We start from the raw sequence: 23170 nt of genomic DNA, 5'->3' as shown, positions 1-23170 counted from the left end.
CAAGACCATTCCGTTCGCTTAACTCTCGTTTAGGGACGGCGGTGGAATAGGGTAGGGGGTATCCGCCGGCGCCTTGATTGATGAGTTGTCCGCGGACAACTACACTGTCCCGCCGATCTCACTTCCGATCGTACCTACGACCGAAAAGGCTCCCAGACGTTCTCCTTCAGACACTCAAAGTCGTGTTCTGTGGACTGGCTGCCGGTAATCGCTCTCTCGCGTCCGGTGCCTACTACGCGCAACCCGGAAATCGCTTTTGGTCGGCCCTTTCTCAGGTAGGGCTGACAACTAGGCACCTCCAGCCCCACGATCTTTTGGAATTGCCCAAGTTCGGCATTGGCTTAACCGATCTCGCAAACAAAGCATCCGAAACCGCCACCGGCCTCGCGGATAGCGACTACCACATTGGGTCCTTCGCAAGACGGATGGCCCAGTGCGGATCCAAGATCATTGCCTTTAACGGGAAGGAGGCCGCGGCCAGGTTCCTCCAGTGCCGAACGGGGAAGAAACCTTCTGGATTTCAGCTCGAACGGGTTGGGAAACCGCCGATCTATGTCGTTCCATCAGCGTCAGGGATGGCATTCCATTAATGGCAGATTGCACCACCGTGGCGTGAGCTAGCGCGGGCAGCCTCCATACTATGCCACCTGAAGGAAACAGCTCATTAACCATATATCTTCACTCTCACTTAGCGACGCCGCTATGGCGCAACCACACAGTTGCTCGCACCGAGAGTAGAGCTGCACTTGATGGCCCAGAATGGGTTGTCCGCGGGCAACCGGCAGCTGATGTTCAACCGGCGCAGTCGATGAGAATGCCTCCCGCAGCCTGGCCGGCGCCTTTCTGAGAGGGGCAGTGTCCGTCAAAGAGGGGAGGGGGGCGGTCACCGCTGCCTCCAATTCTTCGCTTCCGTCGAGGATATTTCGACCCATTCAGCTCACTTGAGCAAAATTCGAGGGTGCTATTAACCGGTTCTTAACCTCCCAAGGGCGTACTGAAGTCAGCGCAGATTTACCGATCTAGGGCCAATTCCGCGCGGAAACGCAAGGAACCGTACATGACAGCAGTTCAGCAGCCTTCATCCATTCCTGTAATCCCACTGGCTCTCGACACCGCTTCCAATAAGCAGCAGATCGTCCTTGACGCCGACATCCTCGCGAAAAAGCTACAGGAACACACCCAGAGGATCTTTCCTCCGGTTGCGAAGAAGGCCATCCGCCGCTTTAGCTCAAGCGAAGCCTCGAAATTCTTAGGCATTCATGAGGGCTATCTCCGGCAGCTTGCGGCTGAGGGCAAAGCTCCCCTCCCAGAGATGCAGCCAAATGGCCGGCGGACTTTCTCGATTGAGGAAGTGAACGCAGTCCGAGAGTTCCTCGAAGGGGCAAAGTCAAACCGCCGTTACATCCCTCATCGAGTTGAGGGCGAGAAGCTCCAAGTCATTTCGGTCATCAATTTCAAGGGCGGAAGTGCGAAGACGACAACGACGGCCCACTTAGCTCAGTATCTTGCTCTTCGCGGTTATCGCGTGCTCGCTATCGACCTAGACCCGCAAGCCAGCCTTTCGACACTCTTCGGGAACCAGCCGGAACTCGACGTGCGGGACAACGAAACGCTGTATGGGGCAATCCGGTTCGACGAGCATCGCACCCGGATTGAGAACATCATTCGGTCGACCTACCTCCCGGGCCTCCATTTCATCCCCGGCAATCTCGAACTCATGGAATTTGAGACAACCGCACCTGCCGGAAGAAACTCCAAGATCTTCTTCATGCAGATTCTGGAAGCCCTGGAGTCGGTGGACCAGCACTACGACGTTGTCGTCATGGATTGCCCACCGAATCTCGGTTACCTGACCATGGCGGCTCTATGCGCTGCAACATCGCTTCTTGTGACAGTTCATCCGCAAATGCTTGATGTGCTGTCCATGGCTCAATTCCTTAGGATGGTTGGCGAAGTCACGACCACTCTTGGAAGGCACCGCAACGACTATGACTGGCTACGCTACCTTGTTACTCGATACGAGCCGAGCGATGGTCCTCAGAACCAGATGGTTGGGTTCATGCGGTCTCTGTTCGGACATCGCGTGCTGCAGAACAGCATGCTGAAGAGCACTGCGGTTGCGGATTCTGGGATCACCAAGCAAACCTTGTACGAAGTAGATCGGACCAAATTCAACAAGGGTACTTATGACAGAGCTTTGGAGGCCTTGGACCTCGTTAACGGCGAAATCGAAGATCAAATCCGTAAAGCGTGGGGGAGGCAGTAATGGCGCGCAAGAATCTTATTTCCTTTGGGAACGATGAAGCTGATGGCTCGCCCAGCGCGAACCTTGGGACTGCCGGAGCACCCGCTCCCAACCCAGTAGGGGAACTTCAGGCCGAGGCCGCTGCTGCAATTACCGGTGATCGTCCTCTCGCCGACCGGCCACTTGCTGATCGGCCACTAGCCTCTCGTCCTGTCGCAGACCGTCCACTTGCAAGCAAAGTTACTAGCGAGCAGATCGCCGTGCTCCCAACCAAGCTTCCATCTCTCAACACCTCGCCTCTTCGAGCAATGAAAGAAGCTGTCGACTCTGTTGGTCGCGTTGAGGAACTTGAGGAACAGCTTCGAGCTGGTCAGACGATTGTCGATCTCGATCCTTCCGAGATTGATGCGTCGTTTGTTCCTGATCGAATGGCCTACTCAGACGACGCTCACAAAGAGCTGGTTGCAGCCATCAAGTCTGAAGGGCAGCAAGTTCCGATCTTGGTGCGGCCACACCCTGCGCACTCTGGACGGTACCAGGTAGCCTACGGCCACCGCCGACTTCGAGCGATCAAGGAACTCGGTATAAAGATCAGGGCCGTCGTTCGCGAACTCACTGATGAGCAACTCGTCGTCGCTCAAGGCCAAGAGAACAATGCCCGCACAAACCTGAGCTTCATTGAAAAGGCTCGTTTTGCATCACGCCTGGAGGAGCGCGGCTTCCGGCGGGAAGTAATAATGCAAGCACTTTGCGTCGACAAATCCATGCTTTCAAAGATGCTCTCAGTCGCAAACGCAGTTCCCAGTCACATCATCGATGCAATCGGCCCTGCACCGAAGATCGGCAGAAGGAAATGGGAAGACCTTTCCGGATTGATCAAGCCACGCACCATTGACAAGGTTCGCAGTGCAATTGAGCGTGCCGAGAAGGCGGGCAGAGACAGCGATGCCATTTTCGAAGCTGCGTATAGAGCACTAATTACAAAGGAATCTGGCTCAAAGCCTGAAACATGGACTGCTCCCGACGGCGCACGTATCGCGAAGATTTCAGTTACGGAAGATAGGTTCTCTCTGGTGATTGATCGGAAGGTATCACCAGAATTTGGGGACTTTCTCAAATCGCGCCTAGAAGATCTCTACAGCGAGTTCCAAGGCGCCAAGCAAGCTTGATCAATGCGCGCCGGCGGGCAGTTGCGTTCGACTGCTCTCACTCGTGAACAAGCAATTATCGACCACACTCCTAGACAGATTGGAGCAATCAGAAAGTGGGCTCGTGGGATACCGACCAAGACGGCAGCAGGGGAGGGTACCGAACTTGGAGGGCCTGCTATCGAAAAACGGGCTTTTGTACAAAGTCAGAAGACGGGTGAAAAGGATCGTTTGAAAACGTTTCTCGAGTCATTTTGTTAACCCATCGGGGAAGGAAGGACTTCTCACAAGCGTGTCAAAATGGCTTAAAATAAAGGCTTCTGCAGCCATTCAGCGCCTTCGGTGCTCGTTAAGGCAGTTCCAGACCGGCTCCCCAGCGGCACCAATCTCAACCTCTGCAGATGGCGCTTTGCAGAGTGCTGGAATGTCTCACCCTTCGTCGTAGCAATGCCTTGCTTCGCTTCTTCCTGCTCAGCTATAGCTTCTGTGATCAATCACTTAGCTTGAGGATGCAAGCGTGGCTTTCGAGAGCAGGGGAGGGGACTTTTACGACGAGCCGTTCCTGGCGCCCCGCACTTACGATTTGCCGGAGCTGCCGTGGGAGATCATCGCTGGGTGGCTGGAGCCGATCACGATCAGCATCCTCAGGTTTGACGCTCGCCTGGAGGCCTCCGGTCTGGCCTCTGGCTGGCAGTCCCGCTGCGACATGACCGAGGCGGTGCGGGCTCTGCTGCTCGATGGCCATCTCGTCGATGTCGGGGACCTCGTCCTGCACGATGCCGGCATGGACGTGCGCCACCCCACCCACGAACTCACTCGAGCCGCTGCCGCCCTGCGCGCCCGGCGCACCGCCACGGCCAGGAAGGCGCCGTGGCCGGTCTCCATTGACGGCCTCGCCGCCTTGAGAGGGATCGGCGGTGTGGCCGAGGACACCAGCGTCCGCTCGAAGGGCAAGAAGCCGAACCCGGACGATGAGGAGGCGTATCCGCTCTTTGCCAACGATGCCGATCCGTGGAAGGCGCACTTTGCCGAGATCGATGCTTTGCTCGATCGCACCAACCAGGTGCTCGCCGGCGAGACCCCGCTGCGCAAGAGCCGCTCGCACCTGGTCTACGATCCGGACCAGGATGAGGCGGAGGCCGAGGACCTGTGGCTTGATGTGGTCAAGCGCACCAGCTCCTGGCCAGCCATCGCCGCAGCCGCAGTGGCGTGGCAGGCTTGGTTGGATCTCAACCTCTACACCCGCCTGCCCTGGCTCGGCCTGATCATGGCCGCATCCATCCTGCGCGCCCGCGGGCTGACGCACCATCTGCTGCCGCTCGCGGCCGGGTTCAAGCAGTCCAAGTTCCGGCCGCAGGGGCGGGAAGGGGCCAAAGAGAAGCTGGAGGGCTTCTGCCAGGTGCTCGAGGAGGCGCTGAGCCTCGCCCACAAGGATCTCGACCGGCTCATCCTCGCCCGCGAGCTGATGAGCCGGGTGACCAAGGAGTGCCGCAGCAACTCGAAGCTCCCGGGATTGGTCGAGCTGTTTCTCTCCCGCCCGCTGGTGACGGTGCCGCTCGCGGCCAAACTGCTGAAGGTCACGCCCAAGGCCGTTGACCTGATGCTGGCCCAGCTCGGCGGCGCCTTGCCACGCGAACTCACCGGCCGCACCCGCTACCGCGCCTGGGGCATCGTGTAGAGCCCACCACGGCAGGCGATCTTGCGTGCCTGCCCAATGGATCGAACCGGCATTCGGACAGTTATGCCGATATCGTGCTGAGGCCTGCAAGCAGACATGCTCTGACGCGTTGGTCACAATGCCCCGAAACCCATCAGGAAGGTCGGAGGGGAACGGTGAAAGGGATCACACTGCGCTCACCCGGCGGACTCGAGCGGCTCAAGTTGACCGAGATGCCCGATCCTGGCACCCCCGGCCCTGGCGAGATCCGGGTCAGGGTTCACGCGAGCTCGCTCAACTACCATGACTACGGCGTCGTGAGCGGACGAATGCCAACCGCGGACGGCCGGATCCCGATGTCGGATGGAGCGGGCGTGGTCGAGGCGGTGGGGGAGGGCGTGACCGACTACAGCGTTGGCGATCATGTCGTCTCCTGCTTCTTCCCGGGCTGGCACGAGGGTCCGCCAACCGTTTCCGATTTCTCGACCACGCCGGGTGACGGGGTCGACGGCTATGCACGACAGGTGGTGGTGCGACCGGCGACCTGGTTCACCCAGGCACCCAAAGGCTTCAGCCACGCCGAGGCGGCCACTCTCACAACCGCCGGGCTGACCGCTTGGCGTGCCCTGGTGGTCAACGGCGGGCTCAAGGCAGGCGATGTCGTGCTGGTGCTCGGCACGGGCGGTGTCTCGATCTTCGCCCTTCAGATCGCGAAGGCGATGGGAGCGACCGTCATCGCCACCTCGTCCTCCGACCAGAAGCTGGAGCGGGTTCGGGCTCTGGGCGCCGATCACACGATCAACTATCGCCAACACGAGGATTGGGGCATCCGTGCACGCGACTGGACCGGCGGACGCGGTATCGACCATGTGATCGAGGTTGGTGGGCCGGGTACGCTGGCACAGTCGATCGCAGCAGTGCGGGTTGGCGGGCACATCGCGCTGATTGGCGTGCTAACCGGCCGGGCCGGCGAGGTGCCAACCGGTGCCCTGATGGCGAAGCAGGCCCGGCTTCAGGGGCTGATTGTCGGCAGCCGAAGCCAGCAGATGGTCTTCGTGTACGCCCTTGAGGCCACAGGTCTGCGGCCGGTGATCGACCGCAGCTTTGGGCTGGTCGAGATTGCCGATGCCTTCCGGTACGAGGAGTCGGGAGCCCACTTCGGCAAGATCTGCCTCGAATTCTGAGTCGTCCTGGCTTGTACCTTGTTCGATCGGCTGAGAAGGCTCCGATCATGGCGTGCGAAAATCTCGTTGCCCGGTGTTTCATGGACGAGCAAGCCCCGCTCGCTGTCCCTGAATTGAATCGCGAACGCACGCTCAAGTACCTCGAATGATGCTATCGGCACGGACTGTCCTGGGATGATGCCAAGCAGCAGATTCAGGAATTCCTGCAACAGCGCGGTGTCCCGCACCAGGGCATCATGCGGCAGCTCGCTCTCGCTAAGCCGCTCCTGCAGCCGTGGCTCGATTAGGAGGGGGCGGAGCAAGGCCCTCCAAAGCCTACGCTGCCTTCCAATGTGGGATGCCAACGGGGTAGGGGAGCCAGCCTGATCCAAAACGCCGTGATGCTTGTTGGTCCGAACGATTCCATCGGAATCTCCTGTTCGGTTGATCCTGCGCTAAACTTCGATCCCGTAGCGAACCGTTCCAAAGGCAGAAGCATGCCGTCTGTTCCTGGATTTCTGCCGTCCACGCACGCTCCGCTCTTTCGCAATGGCCCGTGGCCAGCGGGGTTGAAGCTGGCGATCCGCGTAGCTGCCCTGCCAGCGCTTAGTCTTGACGCAACCCGGTGGGGCTTGTGTGGCGGCTTGACGTTCCTGACCCGTGACATCGTCGAAGCCGGTCAGCCGCAGCTGTGCGCCCAGGATCCAACTCAGATCCCGCTTGCCTTGGCCCAGCATCTGCTCCGACGCCAGATCGAGAGTGTTAAGGGAGCTTCAATGATTACACGCTGGATCACGTCTATCTGGCAGCCAAACGACGCGACGGGGTTGTGGGGCAGGAGCCTGGCCCAGGTGACGATCACCGAGTCTTCCGCCATCATGCAGGAGATCGATGCTGGCCGACTATGCCCAATTGGCCTTGTTACCGCGCGCCGGTGGATTCCCTGGGACGTGTTCAAGAACCATGTCGTGCTGGTCTGGGGCTATGACTGCGACGGAGACCAGTTGACACTCTATATCTACGACAGCAACTTCCCGGGCCGGGACGACATCACCGTTCGCCTCAATCTCAGCTCCAGAGGTTCTGACAGGCAAATCACAACCAACGGAACGGATGGGCCGACGGCAGGCTCCATTCGGGGCTTCTTCCGACTGCCTAACTCTTGTTGGATTGAGAAAGCAGTGCTGGAGAACGCCGATGCCTTGGCGTCGCAAGCGTTGGTCAGGAATTCATCAGTAGAAGGAGCCGCTGACTTTTAATCAGAGGGTCCTGGGTTCGAGTCCCAGCGCGCTCACCAACAGCATCAAAGGGTTACCGGCATCAGCCCTTTGAACTGTTCCTTCCCGTGCGCACCACGTGCGCACCAGTGAAGCGGCCCAAAAACGTCAGAGCAGAGGAATCATAATCCTTGTGTCGGGGTGTCGGGGGTTCAAATCCCTCCTCCGCTACCATAGGCCCAAGGCCATTTCTGGCATTCTCGCGAGTTGCCGATCTGAGTCGGAACCAAGCTGGTACCAACTGGCTCGCGCCAAAAGGCGGAAAATCCCCCTTTCTGAACACCGCCCCGAAGGATTGAGCACTCAATTCCTGTTCGGGTGATTCCCAATTCTCTCAGCGAGCGTGGCTGGTCGCAAAGGATCAGTCTCGAAACTCCCGATCAGCCCTCATCCAAGCTGCTGCATCTATTCCCTGTTCCTAACGTCGTTTCGCGGCGCCCAGTCCTTCCGGATGATGCTTCGTCTAATCTGCACTACCTTCCAATCCTACGAGGCGAAAGGTTTGAGCCCGTGTGGCCGAGTGGATTGAGCCGTCTATCCTTGGTGCTCGCGCTGCATCTCTGCCTTGGGGACTGAACGTGCTAAACATAGCCAATGGAGACCTCTGTCGCGCCTGAGGGCATTCGGACCTTCGTCCCGCCGCATCCGGATCCCGCCCCGGAGAACCTCTCGCCGCGTCAGCTCGCCTCGCTGATGCGCACCAACAACCTGCGGGTCTGGTCGCAGCGGGCCTATGAGGAGGAGGTTGTCGTCCGCCGCTTCTTCGGCCGCTCCTCGGTTTTATTCAATGCCCCCGAGGCGATCCGGCATGTTCTGGTCGATCACCCGGAGACCTATGGCCGAACCCGCGCCACCCTCCGGATCCTCAAGCCGCTGCTCGGGGAGGGGCTGTTCACCAGCGAAGGACCTGCCTGGCGGCATCAGCGGCGCACCCTGGCGCCAGCCTTCACGCCACGGTCGGTGGAGCTTCTCATTCCTCATATCCGGTCAGCCACGACTGAGATGCTCGGTAGCCTCGCCGCCACTGAGAAGGAGCGGGTGGATCTCTTTTCCATGATCCAGCGCCTGGCGCTGGAGATCGCCGGCCGCACCATGTTCTCCCTCGAGATGGGACGGCGTGGCCCCGCACTGCGGGACCAGATCATGCGCTATGGCCAGCGGCTTGGACGACCACATCTGTTGGACTTTGTGGTTCCGATCGGCCTTCCCACACCCCACGATCTGGCGCGGGCTTGGTTCCGGCGTGGCTGGATCCGGCTGATCGACCAGATCATGGCCGAGCGGCTGACGGCCAAAACCCATGCGAGTGGTCCGCGCGATCTACTCGACCTGCTTATGGCGGCTCGCGATCCGGAGAGCGGGGAGGGGTTCTCGCCCAGCCAGCTGCGGGATCAGATCGCCACGATGATCCTGGCCGGGCACGAGACGACCGCCGTGGCACTGTGCTGGTCGGTGTATCTGCTGGCCCACCTGCCGGAGGTGCAGGAGCAGATCGCCCAGGAGGCCGCGGCAGTGCTGCCGGACGGCGGGGCGGAGCCACAGCTTAACAAGCTGACCTACGCGCGGGCGGTGCTGGACGAAGTTATGCGTCTCTACCCGCCAGCCTACGTGATCGTCCGGGCAGCCCGCCAGCCAGACGAGGTCGCTGGGATTGCGATGAAGCCGGGCGACCTCGCCGTCGTCTCACCTTGGGTGCTGCATCGGCACCGGAAGCGCTGGCATGATCCGGACGCGTTCGTCCCGGAACGCTTTCTGTCCGGTGCATCGGCAATAGACCGCTTCGCCTACCTGCCCTTTGGCGTTGGGCCACGTGTGTGTATTGGCGCTCACTTCGCTCTCACGGAGGCCACCCTGGTGCTGGTCGAACTCATGCGCTCGTTCCGGCTCGAACTGGTGACAAGTCGACCGGTCTTGCCCGTCGCGGTGGTGACCACCCAACCCGATCACGCGCCGCTGTTCCGCCTGCGACCCCGATAGGCATCGGCCGGGATGATGAGCTTTCCGGCGTCGGATAACCCTCTACGTCGAAGAGTAGATACCAGCTGAGAGGAGGAAGTCATGGCAAGAGCCACCAAGTCGGTTAGCCGAGCCCGCACGACGGAGCGGGGAGCTTCCAAGAAAGGCACCGGCAAACGAGCTGCCACTCGAGGAACGAGCGCGGAAAGAGGTGCTTTGAAACGAGGAGCCGCCAAGAAAGGCGCGACTAAGCGGGGATCTCGGGGCGCAGTCGAAGTTAAAGGCTGGACCATCAACTTTGTCTCCGGGGAGTCACTCCAGCTCGAGGCGGATGCCGTGAGCATCGACAATAGTGGAACGGTGACGTTCTCGCTGTTCGGGAACGACGTGCTCTACGTCTCCGCTGCCAATTACAATTTCATCATGGAAACGAGTGAGCCTCTCGAGAGCAGTGAAGAAGGTGGAGAGGAGTTTGAAACCGATCGATAGGCCAATGTTGTCAGATCAAGGTGTGCGTGGACGGTAACTCGTTTCTCCACCCGGCAGATGACGTGGCACTCCGACCATGCCCCTTGGCTCTCCCCGTCGGATTTGATGGGACGGTGAGCGGCACGCGTTCCACCGCGCCAATGAGACAAGTGAGTATAGCGCCGCCAGTGCAAGGAGGGACTTAGCGGCGATGATGACTGCGGCCGGAAATATTCTTGAACACGTCCGCCGCGATACGGTGGACGAGGAATTCACGGAGCTTGTTGCCGCGGACGGTGTCAGGATCGAGCGCATTGTCTCCACAGGGCAGGCAAGCCCACCCGGGTTCTGGTACGACCAGGAGGCGTCCGAGTGGGTGCTGTTGCTCTCTGGATCCGCTGGCCTTCTGTTTGAGGGCGAACCCACTCCCAGAGAGCTGAAACGAGGGGATTACCTGCTCATCCCGGCGAGGAGACGCCATCGGGTGGAATGGACAGACGCGACGGAGCCGACGATCTGGCTTGCTGTTCACTATGGCTTGTTGCCCCGCAGTGAGTCGCCCAAGACCTAAAGCAGCTCGACACACTCATTAAAGCGCTTTTGAGATCAGTGTAGGGCATAGCCGGCGTGCCTGATCCAGCCTTTGGCATCTTTTGCGGTGATGGTGTCGAGGGCTGGTTTGAGTTCCGCCTCCAGGGCTTCGAGAGTGCGTGCGGCTTTCGCCTTGAGCCGCTCTTTCATCTTGGCCCAGGCGTGCTCGATCGGGTTGAACTCGGGCGAATAGCGGGGCAGGTACAACAGCCCGATCCCGGCTCGGGCGAGAAGCTCTGTGACTTCGGTGGCATGGTGCGGGCGCAGGTTGTCCATCACCAGGATCGCATCCGGCTTCACCTGCCGGAGTTTGGGCACCAGCACCTGCTCGAGATAAGCCAGCAGCACGCAGGTCGAGGTCGACGCCTCGATGCTCATCGTCGCGATCAGGCCCTCACACGCGAGGGCTCCTAACACCGTCAGCCGCTGCCAGGAGCCAAGGGGAATGGCCCCATAGGCGCGCTGACCACGCGGCGCTCGCGCATGGGTGCGGGCCATCTTGGTCGTCACGCCGCTTTCATCCAGGAACACCAAGCGTTCCACAGGAAGCGCGCTCATCTGCTGGCGATACGCCTCGCGCTCGGCGGCAACCTCGGGCCGATCCTGCTCGGCCGCCCGAAGGGTCTTTTTTTCGGACGCAGCTTAAGCCGCTTGAGCGCCTCGCAGATCACCGCCAGACACACCGTCACGCCGGTGCGCTCAGCCAGGCGCTCGCGATACTCGCGCAGCAGCGCGTCATTGTCCTCGATCACGAGCTGACGCAGCACCGCCAGAGCCGCCGCATCCAGGCGCGAGGGCACACCGCCGCTGTGCGGCTTCGCAGCACGCCGGCCTTCCTCGCGCTCCTGGCGGCGCCAGTTCGACACGGTGGCCGGGCAAACCTGGAAGCGGCGGGCGATCTCGACCTGATGAAGGTCGCCGCGTTCGCAGGCGACCAGAACGCGCTCACGCAAATCAGCGGAATAGGGCTGGGACATGGCTCGCCTCCCGGGCCATATCCCAATCAACGCACAGATCACCCAAATGGATTCAAGCCCAGATCAAAAGCGCTTTAGGTGCCTAGCCTCGCTCCATAGGAGGGTGAGCGCCTGAATGCCAAGCTTTGCTGGTAGCATCAGGTGGGTGGGAACGGTCGCAAGAGAGTCCCAGAAGGTTTGTGAGACCAGACCACAGCGATAGGAGTGAAAGAAGGGGAGACTTACTCTGAATGCTCTGTAAGCCATATATGTTTCATCCGGTGCTCCCGATGAAACACCAAAGAACCTTCCCCAGCCTTTGCGGGCACGGCATCTGAGGCGTATAATTTGCGCACAAGAACGAGTGTTTCCGCTGCCCTGAGTTGTTGCCCCTGTCATTGAGTGTAGAGGGCAGCGCCCCGGCCCACCTTAAGTGGCCACGCCGCTCCTGCTCGGGTCGGCAGGAACATTGACCTCGGCCCGGAGCAGGCGACCTCAACTTCAGGAGGACGCCATGTCAGACTTCGACCGCAGGTCCGCCCTTGCCATCGGGTTGCTCGGAGCATCCGGGCTCATTCTGCCGGATCACGCCGCCGCCCAAACCTATGGCCCCACCGAGGGCAAGGAGCTAACAGAGGGCGTCAGGCAGATTGATCTCGGCGAGCGGGAGTCGTCGATTCCTGCTTACAAGACGGTCCGTCTGCGTGACATCGTTCTGCAACCCGGTGCCAAGACGAACAACAACATGATGATGAACGACATGCTCTGTCACATGACCGAGGGGGAACTCGCGGTGATACAGAACGACAAGCAGTTCACGGTCAAGAAGGGCGACGTGTGGACCTGCGCCAAGGGTATCTCCACAGAAGGCACCCAGAACAAGAGCAATGCGGTCGCGATCATGAGAATCATCGACCTGCTGACCGCATGAGTGATCGGATGACGGCACTGCGACACGGCTGACGGATGAGGACACCGCCCGCATCAAAGGTCATCGCGAAACGCTCATCGCGTGCCTGCAAGAGCGTTATGGCTATGCTCATGATCGGGCGCAGCGGGCGGTTCGAGAGCGGGAGCACCACCTTTCGACCCCACACAATATGGCGCGGGACTACCAATAGCCGTCTGGATCGTGCTCGATGAATGCTGGCTGTGCTCCTGGAGGACCGACCAGTGAAGGTGAACTCAGACCTGACGATATGACCAAGGCGGCGTTGGCAGTGCGGTAGATTGGCCGGTTAACACAGGTGATCGTCAAGCTTGCCTGTTCAGGCTAGATTCAAGCCAGATGGGTGAAGGCTCGTCGGATGACCCAGCAGGCTCATGGCAAGCCACTTGCCCTCATCTTGGAGGACGAGGCCCTGATCGCGCTCGATCTCCAGGACGAGTTGCAGGATGCAGGCTACGAGGTGGCTGGCCCCTTCACCACCTGTGCTGCTGCCCTGGAATGGCTCCGGACCCAGACGCCCGACACCGCGATTCTGGATGCGGCTCTGAAGGATGGTCCCTGCCGCGAGATCGCTCTTGAACTCGCGCGGCGCGAGGTGCCATTCCTAATCTACTCGGGCCTCAGCGAAAACTGCCAGCTTCTGGCGGACTTTCATCATGTGCCCTGGATTGAGAAGCCCGCTCCGCCTGCCGTGCTGGTCGAAGCCTGTCAGCAGCTTGCAGTCGGGCGTCCCTAAACTCTTCTGGGGAAGGGGTCGGATTGGCCCGAACTCGCGCTCATGTCGCCCGTTCTCATCACCGTGGTGGCGTGAGTAGCCGTCGTGACGAACGAACAAACGTCTCGCCCGTGGAACGAGAGTGAGCGGCTGGCTGCCCTGCGCAGCTACCGGGTGCTCGACACGCCGCCCGAGCCTGAATTCGACGATCTGGCACAGCTTGCCACACGCGTCTGTCAGGCCCCGGTCGCCCTCATCAGCCTTATTGAGAATGATCGACAGTGGTTCAAGGCCGAGGTAGGCTTCGGTCTTCGCGAAACGCCGCTGGACCGCTCGATCTGCGTGAGCACCATTCGTGGCGCGGGCCTGACCGTGATCCCCGACCTGACCCAAGACGCGCGGTTTGCCGCCGATCCGCTGGTGGCGGGCAGGCCGCACCTGCGCTTCTATGCCGGGGCCGTGCTGGAAACCCCATACGGTGTACCCTTGGGCACCCTGTGCGTGCTCGACTATGTGGCGCGCGATCTGACCGACGATCAGGCTTTTGCCCTCAAAGCCTTGACGCGGCAGGTCATGTCGCAACTGGAGCGACGACGGGTCATTCTGGAACAGGGTGAGGCCCTGGAGGTCAGTCGCAGGATCGAGCAGCGGCAGGCTCTGCTCGTGCGCGAGCTTCACCACCGCGTGAAGAACACGCTGGCAACCGTCCAGGGCCTCGTCGGAGCCACGGGTCGGTCCACCGGCAGCTTTGACGAGTTCTACCGCTCGTTTTCCAACCGCATCATGTCTTTGGCGAAGACCCACAACCTGCTGACCGAGGACTATTGGCAGACGGCACCGCTGCGGGAAATCGCCCTCAACGAACTCAAACCCTTTGCGGAAAGCCGAGTGCCGCGCTTCATGCTGATTGGCCCACGCGTTGAATTATCGGCTGATCTGGCGGTCCCAGTCGGCATGGCACTCCATGAACTGACCACAAACGCCGTCCGGTACGGGGCTCTGTCGGTTCCGACTGGATATGTCCAGGTCCGGTGGCGCATGAGTGAGGCCGAGGGTGCGAGGAGGCTTCATCTCGACTGGCGGGAGTTCGGCGGTCCTCCGGTGAGCAAGCCGCAGCACCAGGGCTTTGGCTCGATGCTCCTGGAGCGGGTTCTGCCGATGCAGTGCAATGCCGAGGTGGAGGTTCACTACGACAGCGCGGGATTGCGGTTCCGGATGGATGCGCCGCTGGTCGAGCGACGGCTGGTGCCGGATTATTGAGGCTATGTCGGATGAGAGCGTGTGGCCATGATCAGCCTTTGGCTTTCCTCCGCACACCCGATGCCGCTTTCTTGGATGAGCGAGTCTTGGTCGAGGACCGAGACTTCGGTCGCGTCATCTCATTCAACATCGCCTTCTGCTGACGGTGCATCTCGGCTGTCCAGAAGCCACGAGCCGCCCCAGCCCAGGTATTTGCTGCACTCAACCAGAGACTGAGCCACGGGTTCTTTGCCATGTTGAACTCGGCCTCCAACAACGTTGTGGGTGTCATCTCTGAGAATTGCTGAACCTGGGTGAGGCTTCGGAACCATCCGGCATTCCTCACTTCTCTCATTCACATGGGCCAGAGGAGCATTCGCGCTCCTCTGGGTTACCGCTGCACCGTGCGAGTTGACCTCATCTAACGCTCAGATCGGCCAGTAGTACGGGGCTCGCCAGTAGTCGTGCAGTTCCCGTTCGCGCTCCCGGTCGGACCAGTCGTAATCATCGCGATCCCGGTAGAAGGTCGGAGCGCCGCGTAGCTGCTCTTCGGTGATGTCCGTGCGGTAGCCGCCCAGGCCAGTGTCGTAGGTCAGCTTGCCCCACGGGATGGTGTGCTCGTCCTCGCCCATGCCGAGGAAGCCGCCGAACGACATCACCGCGTAGGCGACCTTGCCGCTCACCTTTTCGATCATCAGGCGCTTGATCGAGCCGAGGTGGTTGCCTTGCGGATCATACACGGCAGTTCCCTCAACCCGATCACTCTCGACCAAGGGCTTGCCAGTCATCTCTCCCGATGCATCGGTGCGAGTTGTCGTATCAGTCTGGGCCATCACATCCTCCTTTGAAAAGTGTTCGAGTGACCTTGCTGCTTCCTGTGCGCTGGTGCGCACATCACCACCGATGGTGGGTGTCACCCTGCGAAGCATAGTCGCGTCTGGTTCGGGCATAATCCGGCACGCGCCTGTCCCGGTTCCGCTTCTCGCCATGGATCACCCAGGCCAGGGCATAGCCGATGGCTCCAGCGACAAGGAGCGAGAGCAGTGGGTTCCCGGTCGTGTGACGGGTGACGAGCCTTTGAGCCTCGCGAGCATAATGCTGAGCCTCGGGATGCTGCTCGCCTACCTGCCGCACGTAGCGCTCGCCCCGGCTGTAGACAGTCCCGGCAACCTCGGATGCAGTCCCGGCGACATCGTTGAGCGCCTCCCGGACCTGATCAAGAACGTGCTCGGTGGCATCTTGCCCTGGACTGATTTTCTGGTCCAAGCCTGATGCGGGAGAAGCCGCTTGACCATGAGGTCCTGCGCCCTTGGTGATGGTCACGGAGACCGGATCGCTCGTCGGGAAGGTCTCCTCAATGGCATGGTCGAGCCTCGCATCGAGGTTCTCCTGCGAGTTCTCGGGCAGCTTGTTATCAGGAGGACACCCCGCAGACTGAGGCTCCGCCCTGTCAGAAATGGGTTGGCCGCTGATACCGGATGTGTTCACCATACGAGCCCTCCAGGACACTCAAAGCAGGTTTGCGGCAACCTGTACCGATGGTAACGCCAAGGCGGCGAGTGCCGTTCCGGGATGTCTTATGTGAAGAGCTTGGCTAAAGGGCAGGGATCAGTTACGGCTTTGGGCGATAATAAGTTGGTACGAGTGGAGGAGCCGGATGATTGGGGTGGCTACCGATATGAGACATCCGCGTTGATAAGGCTCTCCAGGAGCATCGCACTCTCAGGCTTCCAGATCGCAGAGTTCAGGCTCCCTGAGTGCGCTTGGTGATATGCGCCCGATACGCCGCTGCTGATTTCAGGGTGATCGTGCCAGCGTCGGTCAGCTTCACGATCTCGGCTTTGGCCCGCCGTGCCGTCTGTGTGGTGTAGGACGGCTTCAGCGTGACTTGAATGCGACTGGCGATGTGTCGTCGGTACGCGCTGGCCTGCCGGGGATTGATACTCTTCTTAGCGACAAGCTGATCCAATTGCTCATAGGCGCGCTGGGCTTCTGTGGGGGTGTAGCTCTGCTTCTTCTCGAACAAAGGAATATCCTTTCGGTGAAAAACCGGGCCATTTGGGTACTGGCCTCAGTTATTTGCAGATGGCCTCCTATCTTACTACACAGGCTGTTGCCGCGCCTAGAAGGGGAGAACTTCATGGCCATGAAGTATGTCATGCTCAAACTCGATGGCGGCGAGTTGCTCCCGCTGCTCTTCCCCGAATTCATGCAGCACTCGCACATGGCGCAATCTGTACCAGCCACAGTAGTGAGTGCGGGTCGCGTGTACCTGGAGGATGGGAAGATCGTTGCCCGTGGCGCATCAAGCTCACCGGATGTCTATTCACGTGAGGAGGATAGTGGGATTATTCAGGCATATTTTGATGGACAGAATGTTATCCAGCAGATGCCTTAATCCTCCGCAAGAGGGGCCATTATGGGCCGGTCGGTCCCGATGCCTTTGACAGCGAGGGTCCGCTCTGGTGCAGTGATCTTCCAACAGGAACAGGCAATGGCCGCACCTAGCACCTCATCCCTCCAGGACACCTTCCTGAAGCATCTGCGCGACACCAAGCTTGAGGTGACGATGTTTCTCGTGAATGGGATCAGGCTACAAGGCCAGATCAGAGCGTTCGACAACTTCACGGTCCAGCTTGTAAGAGACCATGGTACGCAGATCGTTTACAAACATGCCATCTCGTCCATCCATCCGGTGGAGTCCGTCGAACTAACGGACCCAACGTCATCCGGGTAGGCCAGCCCTCCTCAGACCCTCTTGGAGACGCGACTCAAGTCCCACAAGGAAACTTCCGACCACACAGAGGACACTTTCTGCCTGCTGTCCAATAGGTACAATAAACGCGATATATCCATCTGACAGGAACTCGCATGAAAAAGGTGCGTAAGCTCTACGAAAGCTCAAGCGGCGACCGCTGGTACTTGATTGCAGACCCTTCAGGCGCTGTGTTTATCCGTCATGAAGCCAATGTGGCGTCGGGAGGGCAAGTGGAACATGAGGAGATCGCGGCTTTCCTGGGACGCGGCGCAGGTCTGGAACAGCAGGAACTGCTCCGGTTGATCGGAACTCTTGTCGAGGAGAACTCTGCCCACGCGTGACCCTTCTGTGAGAGCGGGATTGAGTTGGTGATCGTGAGAATCTCTGGGCGAGGCCGATTTGACCTCCGAGCAGTACCGCGCCAACTGGAACCTACCAGCGGATTACCCGATGGTTGCGCCGAACTACGCCAAGGCGCGTTCCGAGCTTGCTAAGACCATGGGGTTGGGTCAGCAGCGCAAGAAGGGTGCGGCTCCGGTCGAAGCACCTGAAGCCACCGCTTCCACCAAGGGTCGCCGCACGAAGAAAGCTGCCTAATCCATTCGGCCAATAGGTGGGTTGGCCGTCGCCGCTCAGATGGATTCCGATAAACCCGGTGCTGGCCCGCATCGGGCTTTCTTTCGGCGCTTGTCCGATGCTTGCGCTGCGATCATCGAGCGCTCGGCATATCCCGCTTTGCATGCCCGAGAGGCATGAGGCCAGATTTGAACATGCTCCGAGTGAGTTGGTGGAGAGCTAACAAATTACTCTGCCCGAGCGGGTTCTTGTGGTGGACCAAAGTTGCCTTTGAGACGGCTGTCTCGGCCTCTTGCCACAGCGAACAGACAATCTTGTAGTTTCGCCACAAAGTCGCTTCGGCGATCAGTCTCACTCCTAGCGCAGGAGAATGGCAGCCCACCAACCCAAGCCGATACAGACCATGACGGCTGTCCAATTCAGGATGCGGTCGATGACGCTGCTTGCAGGAGCGATCCCGATACCATCCAGCTTCGGAGGCAGGTCTACGGGCATGGCATACCCCCTAGTGACGTGAGACCTTCAGAGGGTGATCTGGCTCTGCTTGCACCTTCTTGATTTGCATTTCGTGAACGATGCACTCGGCTGCGCTCGATAGCGCCCTGATCCGGTATTGAGACCCGTGCGATGTTTCAGGCAGCGCCTGAACAATCACGTATGTATCGGGATTGGCTCGCCTGGGATGGGCCGGGAGAACCGTCTGACCAACCTGGAACTTGTGCGCCATGGGACACCTTGCCTCGAAAACCTCACTGGTACTCGCGCTCGGACTCAACCTGTAATGGCCGCTGATGATTGTTGGAGCCGTCGATGACGGGCTCAGAGCGTAAGGTGCTCATCCTTCCGGCCACCATCCATGTGGCGGCACGTTCTCACTTTTCTTACCCCATGTAAACAGCTTCGCTAAAGTTCGCGCCTCCTGCTACACTCCCGTTCACGAGACAACAGTCTCAGCGGCCTCTGTTCAGACGTAATATGCTGCGAGATTGGGTCTCTTCGAAAGGCACGATGTGTGGTGTGCAGATGATCGAACTCTGCCATCCGCCAAAACCTCTTCAGCAAGCGCAGGCGCTTGAGCATTGGGCCGAATGTCGCGAGCGGGCTGTTGCGAGGCTTGAACTTAAGGTCAAGCTACTGGAAGATCAGCATCAAACGGATGAGGCCACCCGCCTGCGGTCTGCGGCCCGTTACCTGCGCAACGCTGCGCTCCGCGAGCGAGTTCACGCCGCTGAACTGAGGCGAGTGGCTCAGCGATAACCCACCACTCAGATCGCTATCCCCAGAAGCTTGCATAGCTTGCCCTTTACCGCATTTCACTTGAGGTGCTGGGCGAGGTGCTTGTTCATCTCGAACATGCTGGCTTTGTTCTTACCTCCGAACACCGCCTGAAGCTTCTCGTCCGCCATGATCTCACGCTTGTTCTGCGGGTTCTGAAGCTTGTGTTTCTTGATGTAGTCCCAGACCTTGCTCACCACCTCCGGGCGCGGCAAGGGAGCCGCGCCGACAATGGCAGCGAGTTCCTGCGATGGCTCTAACGGCGTCAGGAAAGCAGAGGCTGTCTCCTTAGCCGCACTCTTGCTTGCTTTCACCCGTTCGTCCGGTTTCTCAGGTTTTGAATTCGGCATGTGATCCTCCACCTTGAACAGCACCAGGGACGATTTCACATGGAAACTGCGGCCTGGGAGTGTTGGAGTGCGGCCTGCATCAGACGATCCGGGCCAAGATCGTGCCGGTTCTCCATCTGCAACAGCGCTGCCAACTGGGTACGGGCTCGGTTGACCCGGCTTTTGAGCGTGCCGACCGCGACACCGCAGAGAGCCGCTGCATCTTCGTAGGTCTTGCCTTGCTCAGCCACCAGGAGAAGGGCTTGATGCTGTTCTGGCGATAGCTGCGCCAGCGCCTGTTGAAGGTCTTGCAGCATCAAGTGATGCTCCTGCTCAGGATAAACCATCAGGCGTCTGGCATAGCCGCCGTCCGGGTCTTCAATCTCCCGTCTGTGCTTACGATGCTCTGAGTAGAAGCTGTTGCGCAGGATCGTGAACAGCCATGCCTCCAGGTTGGTGCCGTGTTGGAAATGATCCAGGTTCGCCCAAGCCCGTAGGACCGTACTCTGCACAAGATCATCACTCCGGATCGGATCGTGGGTCAGATGCAGCGCGAACGCCCGCAGGTGGGGCAAACAGGCGGGAAGTTGATCGCGCACATACTTCGAGCGACGGCCCGCGCGAACCTCCTCAACAAGCGCTAGGTACTGCGCGTGCGGGAGCGGATGGATGCGACGGAGCCGCGCCAGCTTGCGCCGTGCAGACCGACAGTGATCTGTCTCTTTGGGAGCGGAATGGCTGTCCTGGCGAGCGGCTTGGGTCATGGCCGTGCTCCACCTTGGCTACAGCTTTACCATACACCTACGGTTGCCCATCAGCCAGCCCATTCGGTCGCGACCCTGGAGTCTGCTGGCGGCTTGACCCGTTACCGGGGCAAGCGCACCATTGATCATACAAGCCTCGACCCATGGAGGCTGTCATGGCTGAACAAGATGACGATGTTGCCCTGATCCGCCGCTGGTTTCAGAAGCTCCAAGTCTGCGTTCAGACGGTTGATTTCGTGGGCTCCCGCCCGCTCGTCGCCGACGACATCATCACCTTTGGCACCTTCGCTGCCTTCACTGTTGGGCGGGAGGCAACCGAGCACGAGCAGTGGCGTCACGTCTGGAGCCATATCGACCAGTTCCGGTGGCGTCTTGATGACCTACGCACCCTCGTGTCAGCCGACCGCCTCACGGCAGTCGGCATGGCGGTGTTCGAGTCCACCGGCTACACTGAGGCAGGCAAGGCGTTTGATCGACCCGGACGAGCGACCGTGGTGCTTGGGCGGCAGGCTGTGGGCGAGGAGTGGGTGGCCCAGCACACGCACGTGTCGCTGTTTCCGGGCACCCCCGCTCGCTCCTTCGGCACCAAGAACGATAAACCGCCTGCGTTTTGAGCACCACTCGGCTCTGAAGCTTGCTGCAAGGGTGTTGCTATGATTGGCCGAACTTACAACGTGCCGTTCCTCTGCACCGGCAACTCAGCCCAGTCGATCCTGGCGGAAGGCATCCTGCGCAAGGACGGTAAGGGGCGCTTCCGGGCGTATTCGGCAGGCAGTCAGCCCAAGAGTACAGTCAATCCGCTGGCCCTGAAGGTGCTGGGCGACCACGGCTATCCCACAGACGGGTATCGCTCGAAAAGCTGGGACGAGTTCGCGGCTCCGGGAGCCCCTGTCATGGATTTTGTGCTCACCGTCTGCGACAGCGCGGCTGGTGAGGCATGTCCAGTGTGGCCAGGACATCCCTCAATCGCCCACTGGGGTATCGACGATCCAGCCGCTGTCGAAGGCTCTGATGCTGATAAGGAGCAAGCCTTTGTTCGCGCCTTCCAGTTCCTGAAGGACCGGATCGGCACATTTGTCCAATTACCACTGGCGACCCTTGATCGGTTCACGATTGGGACCCGGCTTCAGGCCATTGGCCACGTGCAGGGAGCAAGCATTGTCCCGGCGAGTGGGGCGGCCCCGCATCACACGTAAGCAAGGGCTGAGGTAGGGGCTCTGGTCTAACGAGCAAAGTTGGAGTGGCTGGGTGAGCTTTCTGGTTTCAAGCCAGGATAGGCTCGGGCGTGAATGGCGAGCGCTCCACCAGCAACACCCTGGCTACCGCTCCAACCGACCGCAACTCATCGAGAATGCGCTTCAGCGGTTCCGAAGCTGCTGCTTGCCGAGCTTCCTCCAAGGTGTGGAACTCCAGCATGGTGAAGGTGTCGGGGCTTTCCTGATTGGCGGTGCGGTACGCGACGAAGGATACCGCTCCCGGCATTTTCAGAAGCTGACCAATCCAGTCCCAGACATGCCGGTTGTAGTTGTTCCAGTTCTGTGTGTCGGACGGGCGGTCATACTGGAGCATGACATAAGCCATGGGCCACCTCCGGGGAGCTTGCACTACGACAGCGCGGGCGACTGATTGTTCATTGTTCGGACGCGCTCTACCAGATCAGCGACATCATCGCATCTGGAATTTCCGGTTGCACGGTAGGGGCTTCTACCCAGACCTGATCGCAAGCACGTCAATCACAACAACAGCAGTCATCAGGATCAGCGCGATCAAGGTTTAGGAGAGCCTTACATGAAGCCCAGGATCACCGCCCCACAAAACAAGAACGCGAGACCAGCAACAACGAGCGCTTCGTTCTCAAAAGAAACGTAAGACTTGAGTCTTCTGAACATCAGGCCCTCCTCATCTCACGGAAGTATACGCCGTCCCCAGCGGCAAGGATATGTCCGTTGTCAGCTTGAAAACGGTAAAGCTTGGGTTGCTCTTGCAGATCAGGCAGCACCTACCGTCATGGCCAGCCGGTAGGCCGCGTCGGAGGTCCCAAACACTGTCGCACCACCATCCGAGTGTGCCGGGAAGCTGCATGCTGGATCAGAAAGTGTATCTCTTTCCGACAGCCGAGGGAGCGACCACCGGCTCGCCGAACGCTTGTGTCAGAGCCATGATCGCCCGCCACCCAGTGCAATGGGCGGCGGCAATTGTCGTCAGGCCAAACTCCCTCATGCCCTCGACTGTCTCAGGGATGATCTTCTCGTTCCCACCCGAGAGGTGGAAGCCGCCCACGACGGCATGGAGCGGCACACCGGGAAAGCAGTCTTTGGCATGCTTGAGAACATTGACCACTCCCGCATGCGAGCAGGCTGTGAACACGACAAGGCCCTTGTCCTTCACGTTGGCGGCGACCCAGCGCTCGTCCATGAGCAAGGGATCAGGCTCCCAGCCGCCATCTTCCGTTTGCCGATGCTGTCCCGGAAAGCCATGCTCGAAGGCCGTCACGCGGGGAATTTCGCCGCTCACATAGAACATTTCCTCTGCGAGGCTTTGCGGCTCCGTTGCGTTGATTACCTTCGCTCCATGGCTCGTCAGGGCCTCAACGCTGGGGATATCCTCCATCAGCCGCATACTGCCATCCGGCTGCTTCATGGCACGGGTCGCGTACATGCCGGGATGAGCATAGAACGGGACCGGCTGCCCACCATTGCGCTCCCGGATGAGGTCGAGCGCCCGCAGCATCCCGCCCGCATGATCCCAGTGGCCGTGGGAGAGAACAATTCCCTCGACAGTGCCGAGATCGACCCCAAGCCGAGAGACGTTGCGCGCGAAGACATCCTCCTCTGGCCCCGTGTCGAAGAGGATGGTGTGCGTTGTCTCGCCACGATAGGCGGTGATCAGGCATGACAGACCATGGGCGGCACAGCAAATGCACCGACCAGACAGCCGTTTCATCCCCTTCCGCCACAGATAGCTCCATTCATTCTCGACATAGCCTGGAACGGTGGACAGGCTGTCGGTCACATTATCTACGAGGACGTGAACCTCAACCCGATCAACTGGATTGGCATTCTCCATGACGCTCTCCCGCCCTTTTGGGGACGCCATTGCGCCCA

At 59.9% G+C, this 23170-nt stretch carries 25 protein-coding genes and 3 pseudogenes; 18 read left to right on the top strand and 10 right to left on the bottom strand.

What is annotated here, in order from left to right; genetic code table 11:
* Positions 1-80 precede the first annotated feature (80 nt).
* From JO965_RS47485 to JO965_RS47445, 9 genes are all read left to right on the top strand, one after another.
* Complete coding sequence (locus tag JO965_RS47485; protein WP_246777386.1) at positions 81-590, top strand: mismatch-specific DNA-glycosylase; 510 nt, start codon at positions 81-83, stop codon at positions 588-590.
* A 467-nt stretch (positions 591-1057) separates the two neighbouring features.
* The gene (gene repA, locus JO965_RS47480) at positions 1058-2266 is read left to right on the top strand and encodes a plasmid partitioning protein RepA (protein WP_203448236.1); all 1209 of its coding nucleotides are present in this window, start codon (positions 1058-1060) and stop codon (positions 2264-2266) included.
* Positions 2266-3414, top strand: coding sequence for a plasmid partitioning protein RepB (repB, locus tag JO965_RS47475; protein ID WP_203448234.1), 1149 nt, complete (start codon positions 2266-2268; stop codon positions 3412-3414). The genes repA and repB overlap by 1 nt, the downstream gene beginning before the upstream one ends.
* A gap of 496 nt (positions 3415-3910) precedes the next feature.
* Complete coding sequence (locus tag JO965_RS47470) at positions 3911-5071, top strand: RHE_PE00001 family protein (protein WP_246777358.1); 1161 nt, start codon at positions 3911-3913, stop codon at positions 5069-5071.
* 155 nt (positions 5072-5226) lie between these two features.
* Positions 5227-6234, top strand: a complete 1008-nt coding sequence (locus JO965_RS47465) for an NAD(P)-dependent alcohol dehydrogenase (protein ID WP_246777357.1) — start codon at positions 5227-5229, stop codon at positions 6232-6234.
* A 623-nt stretch (positions 6235-6857) separates the two neighbouring features.
* A complete protein-coding gene (locus JO965_RS47460; RefSeq protein ID WP_203448232.1) occupies positions 6858-7472 on the top strand; it encodes a hypothetical protein in 615 nt (204 codons plus the stop codon).
* Between the two features lie 612 nt (positions 7473-8084).
* Entirely contained in the window at positions 8085-9467 is a 1383-nt protein-coding gene (locus JO965_RS47455) for a cytochrome P450 (RefSeq protein ID WP_203447499.1), read from the top strand.
* Positions 9468-9548: 81 nt separating this feature from the next.
* Positions 9549-9935 carry a hypothetical protein gene (locus JO965_RS47450; protein ID WP_203447498.1) on the top strand — a complete coding sequence of 129 codons (387 nt, stop codon included), beginning with the start codon at positions 9549-9551 and terminating at the stop codon, positions 9933-9935.
* A gap of 190 nt (positions 9936-10125) precedes the next feature.
* Positions 10126-10485: a cupin domain-containing protein gene (locus JO965_RS47445; protein ID WP_203447497.1), complete on the top strand. Its 360-nt coding sequence runs from the start codon at positions 10126-10128 to the stop codon at positions 10483-10485.
* Between the two features lie 35 nt (positions 10486-10520).
* Here the strand turns inward: JO965_RS47445 and JO965_RS47440 are convergent.
* Both JO965_RS47440 and JO965_RS47435 read right to left on the bottom strand, forming a co-directional pair.
* A pseudogene (locus JO965_RS47440) lies at positions 10521-11075 on the bottom strand (IS630 family transposase); the annotation flags it as partial.
* Complete coding sequence (locus tag JO965_RS47435) at positions 11060-11482, bottom strand: helix-turn-helix domain-containing protein (RefSeq protein ID WP_203447496.1); 423 nt, start codon at positions 11480-11482, stop codon at positions 11060-11062. The gene JO965_RS47435 and the pseudogene JO965_RS47440, both read right to left, overlap by 16 nt.
* 493 nt (positions 11483-11975) lie before the next feature.
* Between JO965_RS47435 and JO965_RS47430 the strand changes: the two genes are divergently transcribed.
* The 3 genes from JO965_RS47430 (at position 11976) to JO965_RS48885 (ending at position 14385) form a co-directional block, all read left to right on the top strand.
* The gene (locus tag JO965_RS47430; protein ID WP_203448230.1) at positions 11976-12392 is read left to right on the top strand and encodes a hypothetical protein; all 417 of its coding nucleotides are present in this window, start codon (positions 11976-11978) and stop codon (positions 12390-12392) included.
* A gap of 376 nt (positions 12393-12768) precedes the next feature.
* Positions 12769-13146, top strand: coding sequence for a response regulator (locus JO965_RS47425; RefSeq protein ID WP_203448228.1), 378 nt, complete (start codon positions 12769-12771; stop codon positions 13144-13146).
* Between the two features lie 84 nt (positions 13147-13230).
* Entirely contained in the window at positions 13231-14385 is a 1155-nt protein-coding gene (locus JO965_RS48885) for a sensor histidine kinase (RefSeq protein WP_246777356.1), read from the top strand.
* A 407-nt stretch (positions 14386-14792) separates the two neighbouring features.
* Here JO965_RS48885 and JO965_RS47415 read toward each other — a convergent pair whose 3' ends face one another.
* The 3 genes and pseudogenes from JO965_RS47415 to JO965_RS47405 all read right to left on the bottom strand — a co-directional run bounded on the left by JO965_RS47415 (position 14793) and on the right by JO965_RS47405 (position 16390).
* Positions 14793-15197 (bottom strand): PRC-barrel domain-containing protein, encoded by a 405-nt coding sequence (locus JO965_RS47415; RefSeq protein WP_203448226.1) that lies wholly within the window; start codon positions 15195-15197, stop codon positions 14793-14795.
* A gap of 475 nt (positions 15198-15672) precedes the next feature.
* Positions 15673-15855, bottom strand: a pseudogene (locus tag JO965_RS50015) (hypothetical protein); the annotation flags it as partial.
* Positions 15856-16108: 253 nt separating this feature from the next.
* Complete coding sequence (locus JO965_RS47405) at positions 16109-16390, bottom strand: hypothetical protein (RefSeq protein ID WP_203448224.1); 282 nt, start codon at positions 16388-16390, stop codon at positions 16109-16111.
* Between the two features lie 114 nt (positions 16391-16504).
* Here JO965_RS47405 and JO965_RS47400 point away from each other — a divergent pair, with 114 nt between their 5' ends.
* The 4 genes and pseudogenes from JO965_RS47400 to JO965_RS47385 all read left to right on the top strand — a co-directional run.
* Entirely contained in the window at positions 16505-16762 is a 258-nt protein-coding gene (locus tag JO965_RS47400) for a hypothetical protein (protein ID WP_203448222.1), read from the top strand.
* A gap of 96 nt (positions 16763-16858) precedes the next feature.
* Positions 16859-17101: an RNA chaperone Hfq gene (gene hfq / locus JO965_RS47395; protein ID WP_203448221.1), complete on the top strand. Its 243-nt coding sequence runs from the start codon at positions 16859-16861 to the stop codon at positions 17099-17101.
* Between the two features lie 134 nt (positions 17102-17235).
* Positions 17236-17463 (top strand): hypothetical protein, encoded by a 228-nt coding sequence (locus tag JO965_RS47390; protein WP_203448220.1) that lies wholly within the window; start codon positions 17236-17238, stop codon positions 17461-17463.
* Between the two features lie 55 nt (positions 17464-17518).
* A pseudogene (locus JO965_RS47385) lies at positions 17519-17719 on the top strand (MucR family transcriptional regulator); the annotation flags it as partial.
* Between the two features lie 336 nt (positions 17720-18055).
* Here JO965_RS47385 and JO965_RS47380 read toward each other — a convergent pair.
* The 3 genes from JO965_RS47380 to JO965_RS47370 all read right to left on the bottom strand — a co-directional run bounded on the left by JO965_RS47380 (position 18056) and on the right by JO965_RS47370 (position 20066).
* A complete protein-coding gene (locus tag JO965_RS47380) occupies positions 18056-18193 on the bottom strand; it encodes a hypothetical protein (RefSeq protein ID WP_203448218.1) in 138 nt (45 codons plus the stop codon).
* A gap of 818 nt (positions 18194-19011) precedes the next feature.
* Complete coding sequence (locus JO965_RS47375; protein ID WP_203448217.1) at positions 19012-19323, bottom strand: SWIB/MDM2 domain-containing protein; 312 nt, start codon at positions 19321-19323, stop codon at positions 19012-19014.
* A 35-nt stretch (positions 19324-19358) separates the two neighbouring features.
* Entirely contained in the window at positions 19359-20066 is a 708-nt protein-coding gene (locus JO965_RS47370; RefSeq protein ID WP_203448215.1) for a sigma-70 family RNA polymerase sigma factor, read from the bottom strand.
* 155 nt (positions 20067-20221) lie between these two features.
* On the opposite strand from JO965_RS47370, the gene JO965_RS47365 reads away from it, so the two are divergent.
* Together JO965_RS47365 and JO965_RS47360 are read left to right on the top strand one after the other, a co-directional pair.
* Entirely contained in the window at positions 20222-20680 is a 459-nt protein-coding gene (locus tag JO965_RS47365) for a ketosteroid isomerase (RefSeq protein ID WP_203448211.1), read from the top strand.
* Positions 20681-20719: 39 nt separating this feature from the next.
* Complete coding sequence (locus JO965_RS47360; protein WP_203448210.1) at positions 20720-21262, top strand: arsenate reductase ArsC; 543 nt, start codon at positions 20720-20722, stop codon at positions 21260-21262.
* 67 nt (positions 21263-21329) lie between these two features.
* Here the strand turns inward: JO965_RS47360 and JO965_RS47355 are convergent, their stop codons facing one another.
* Together JO965_RS47355 and JO965_RS47350 are read right to left on the bottom strand one after the other, a co-directional pair.
* On the bottom strand, positions 21330-21647 hold the full coding sequence (locus JO965_RS47355; protein ID WP_203448209.1) for a hypothetical protein: 318 nt from the start codon (positions 21645-21647) through the stop codon (positions 21330-21332).
* A gap of 507 nt (positions 21648-22154) precedes the next feature.
* Positions 22155-23132, bottom strand: a complete 978-nt coding sequence (locus JO965_RS47350; RefSeq protein WP_203448208.1) for an MBL fold metallo-hydrolase — start codon at positions 23130-23132, stop codon at positions 22155-22157.
* Positions 23133-23170 lie beyond the last annotated feature (38 nt).

The organism is Microvirga sp. VF16 (assembly GCF_016864375.1).
Classification (GTDB): domain Bacteria; phylum Pseudomonadota; class Alphaproteobacteria; order Rhizobiales; family Beijerinckiaceae; genus Microvirga.
The sequence above is the reverse complement of the archived record's forward strand: the minus strand, read 5'-3'. Positions and strand labels throughout refer to the sequence as shown.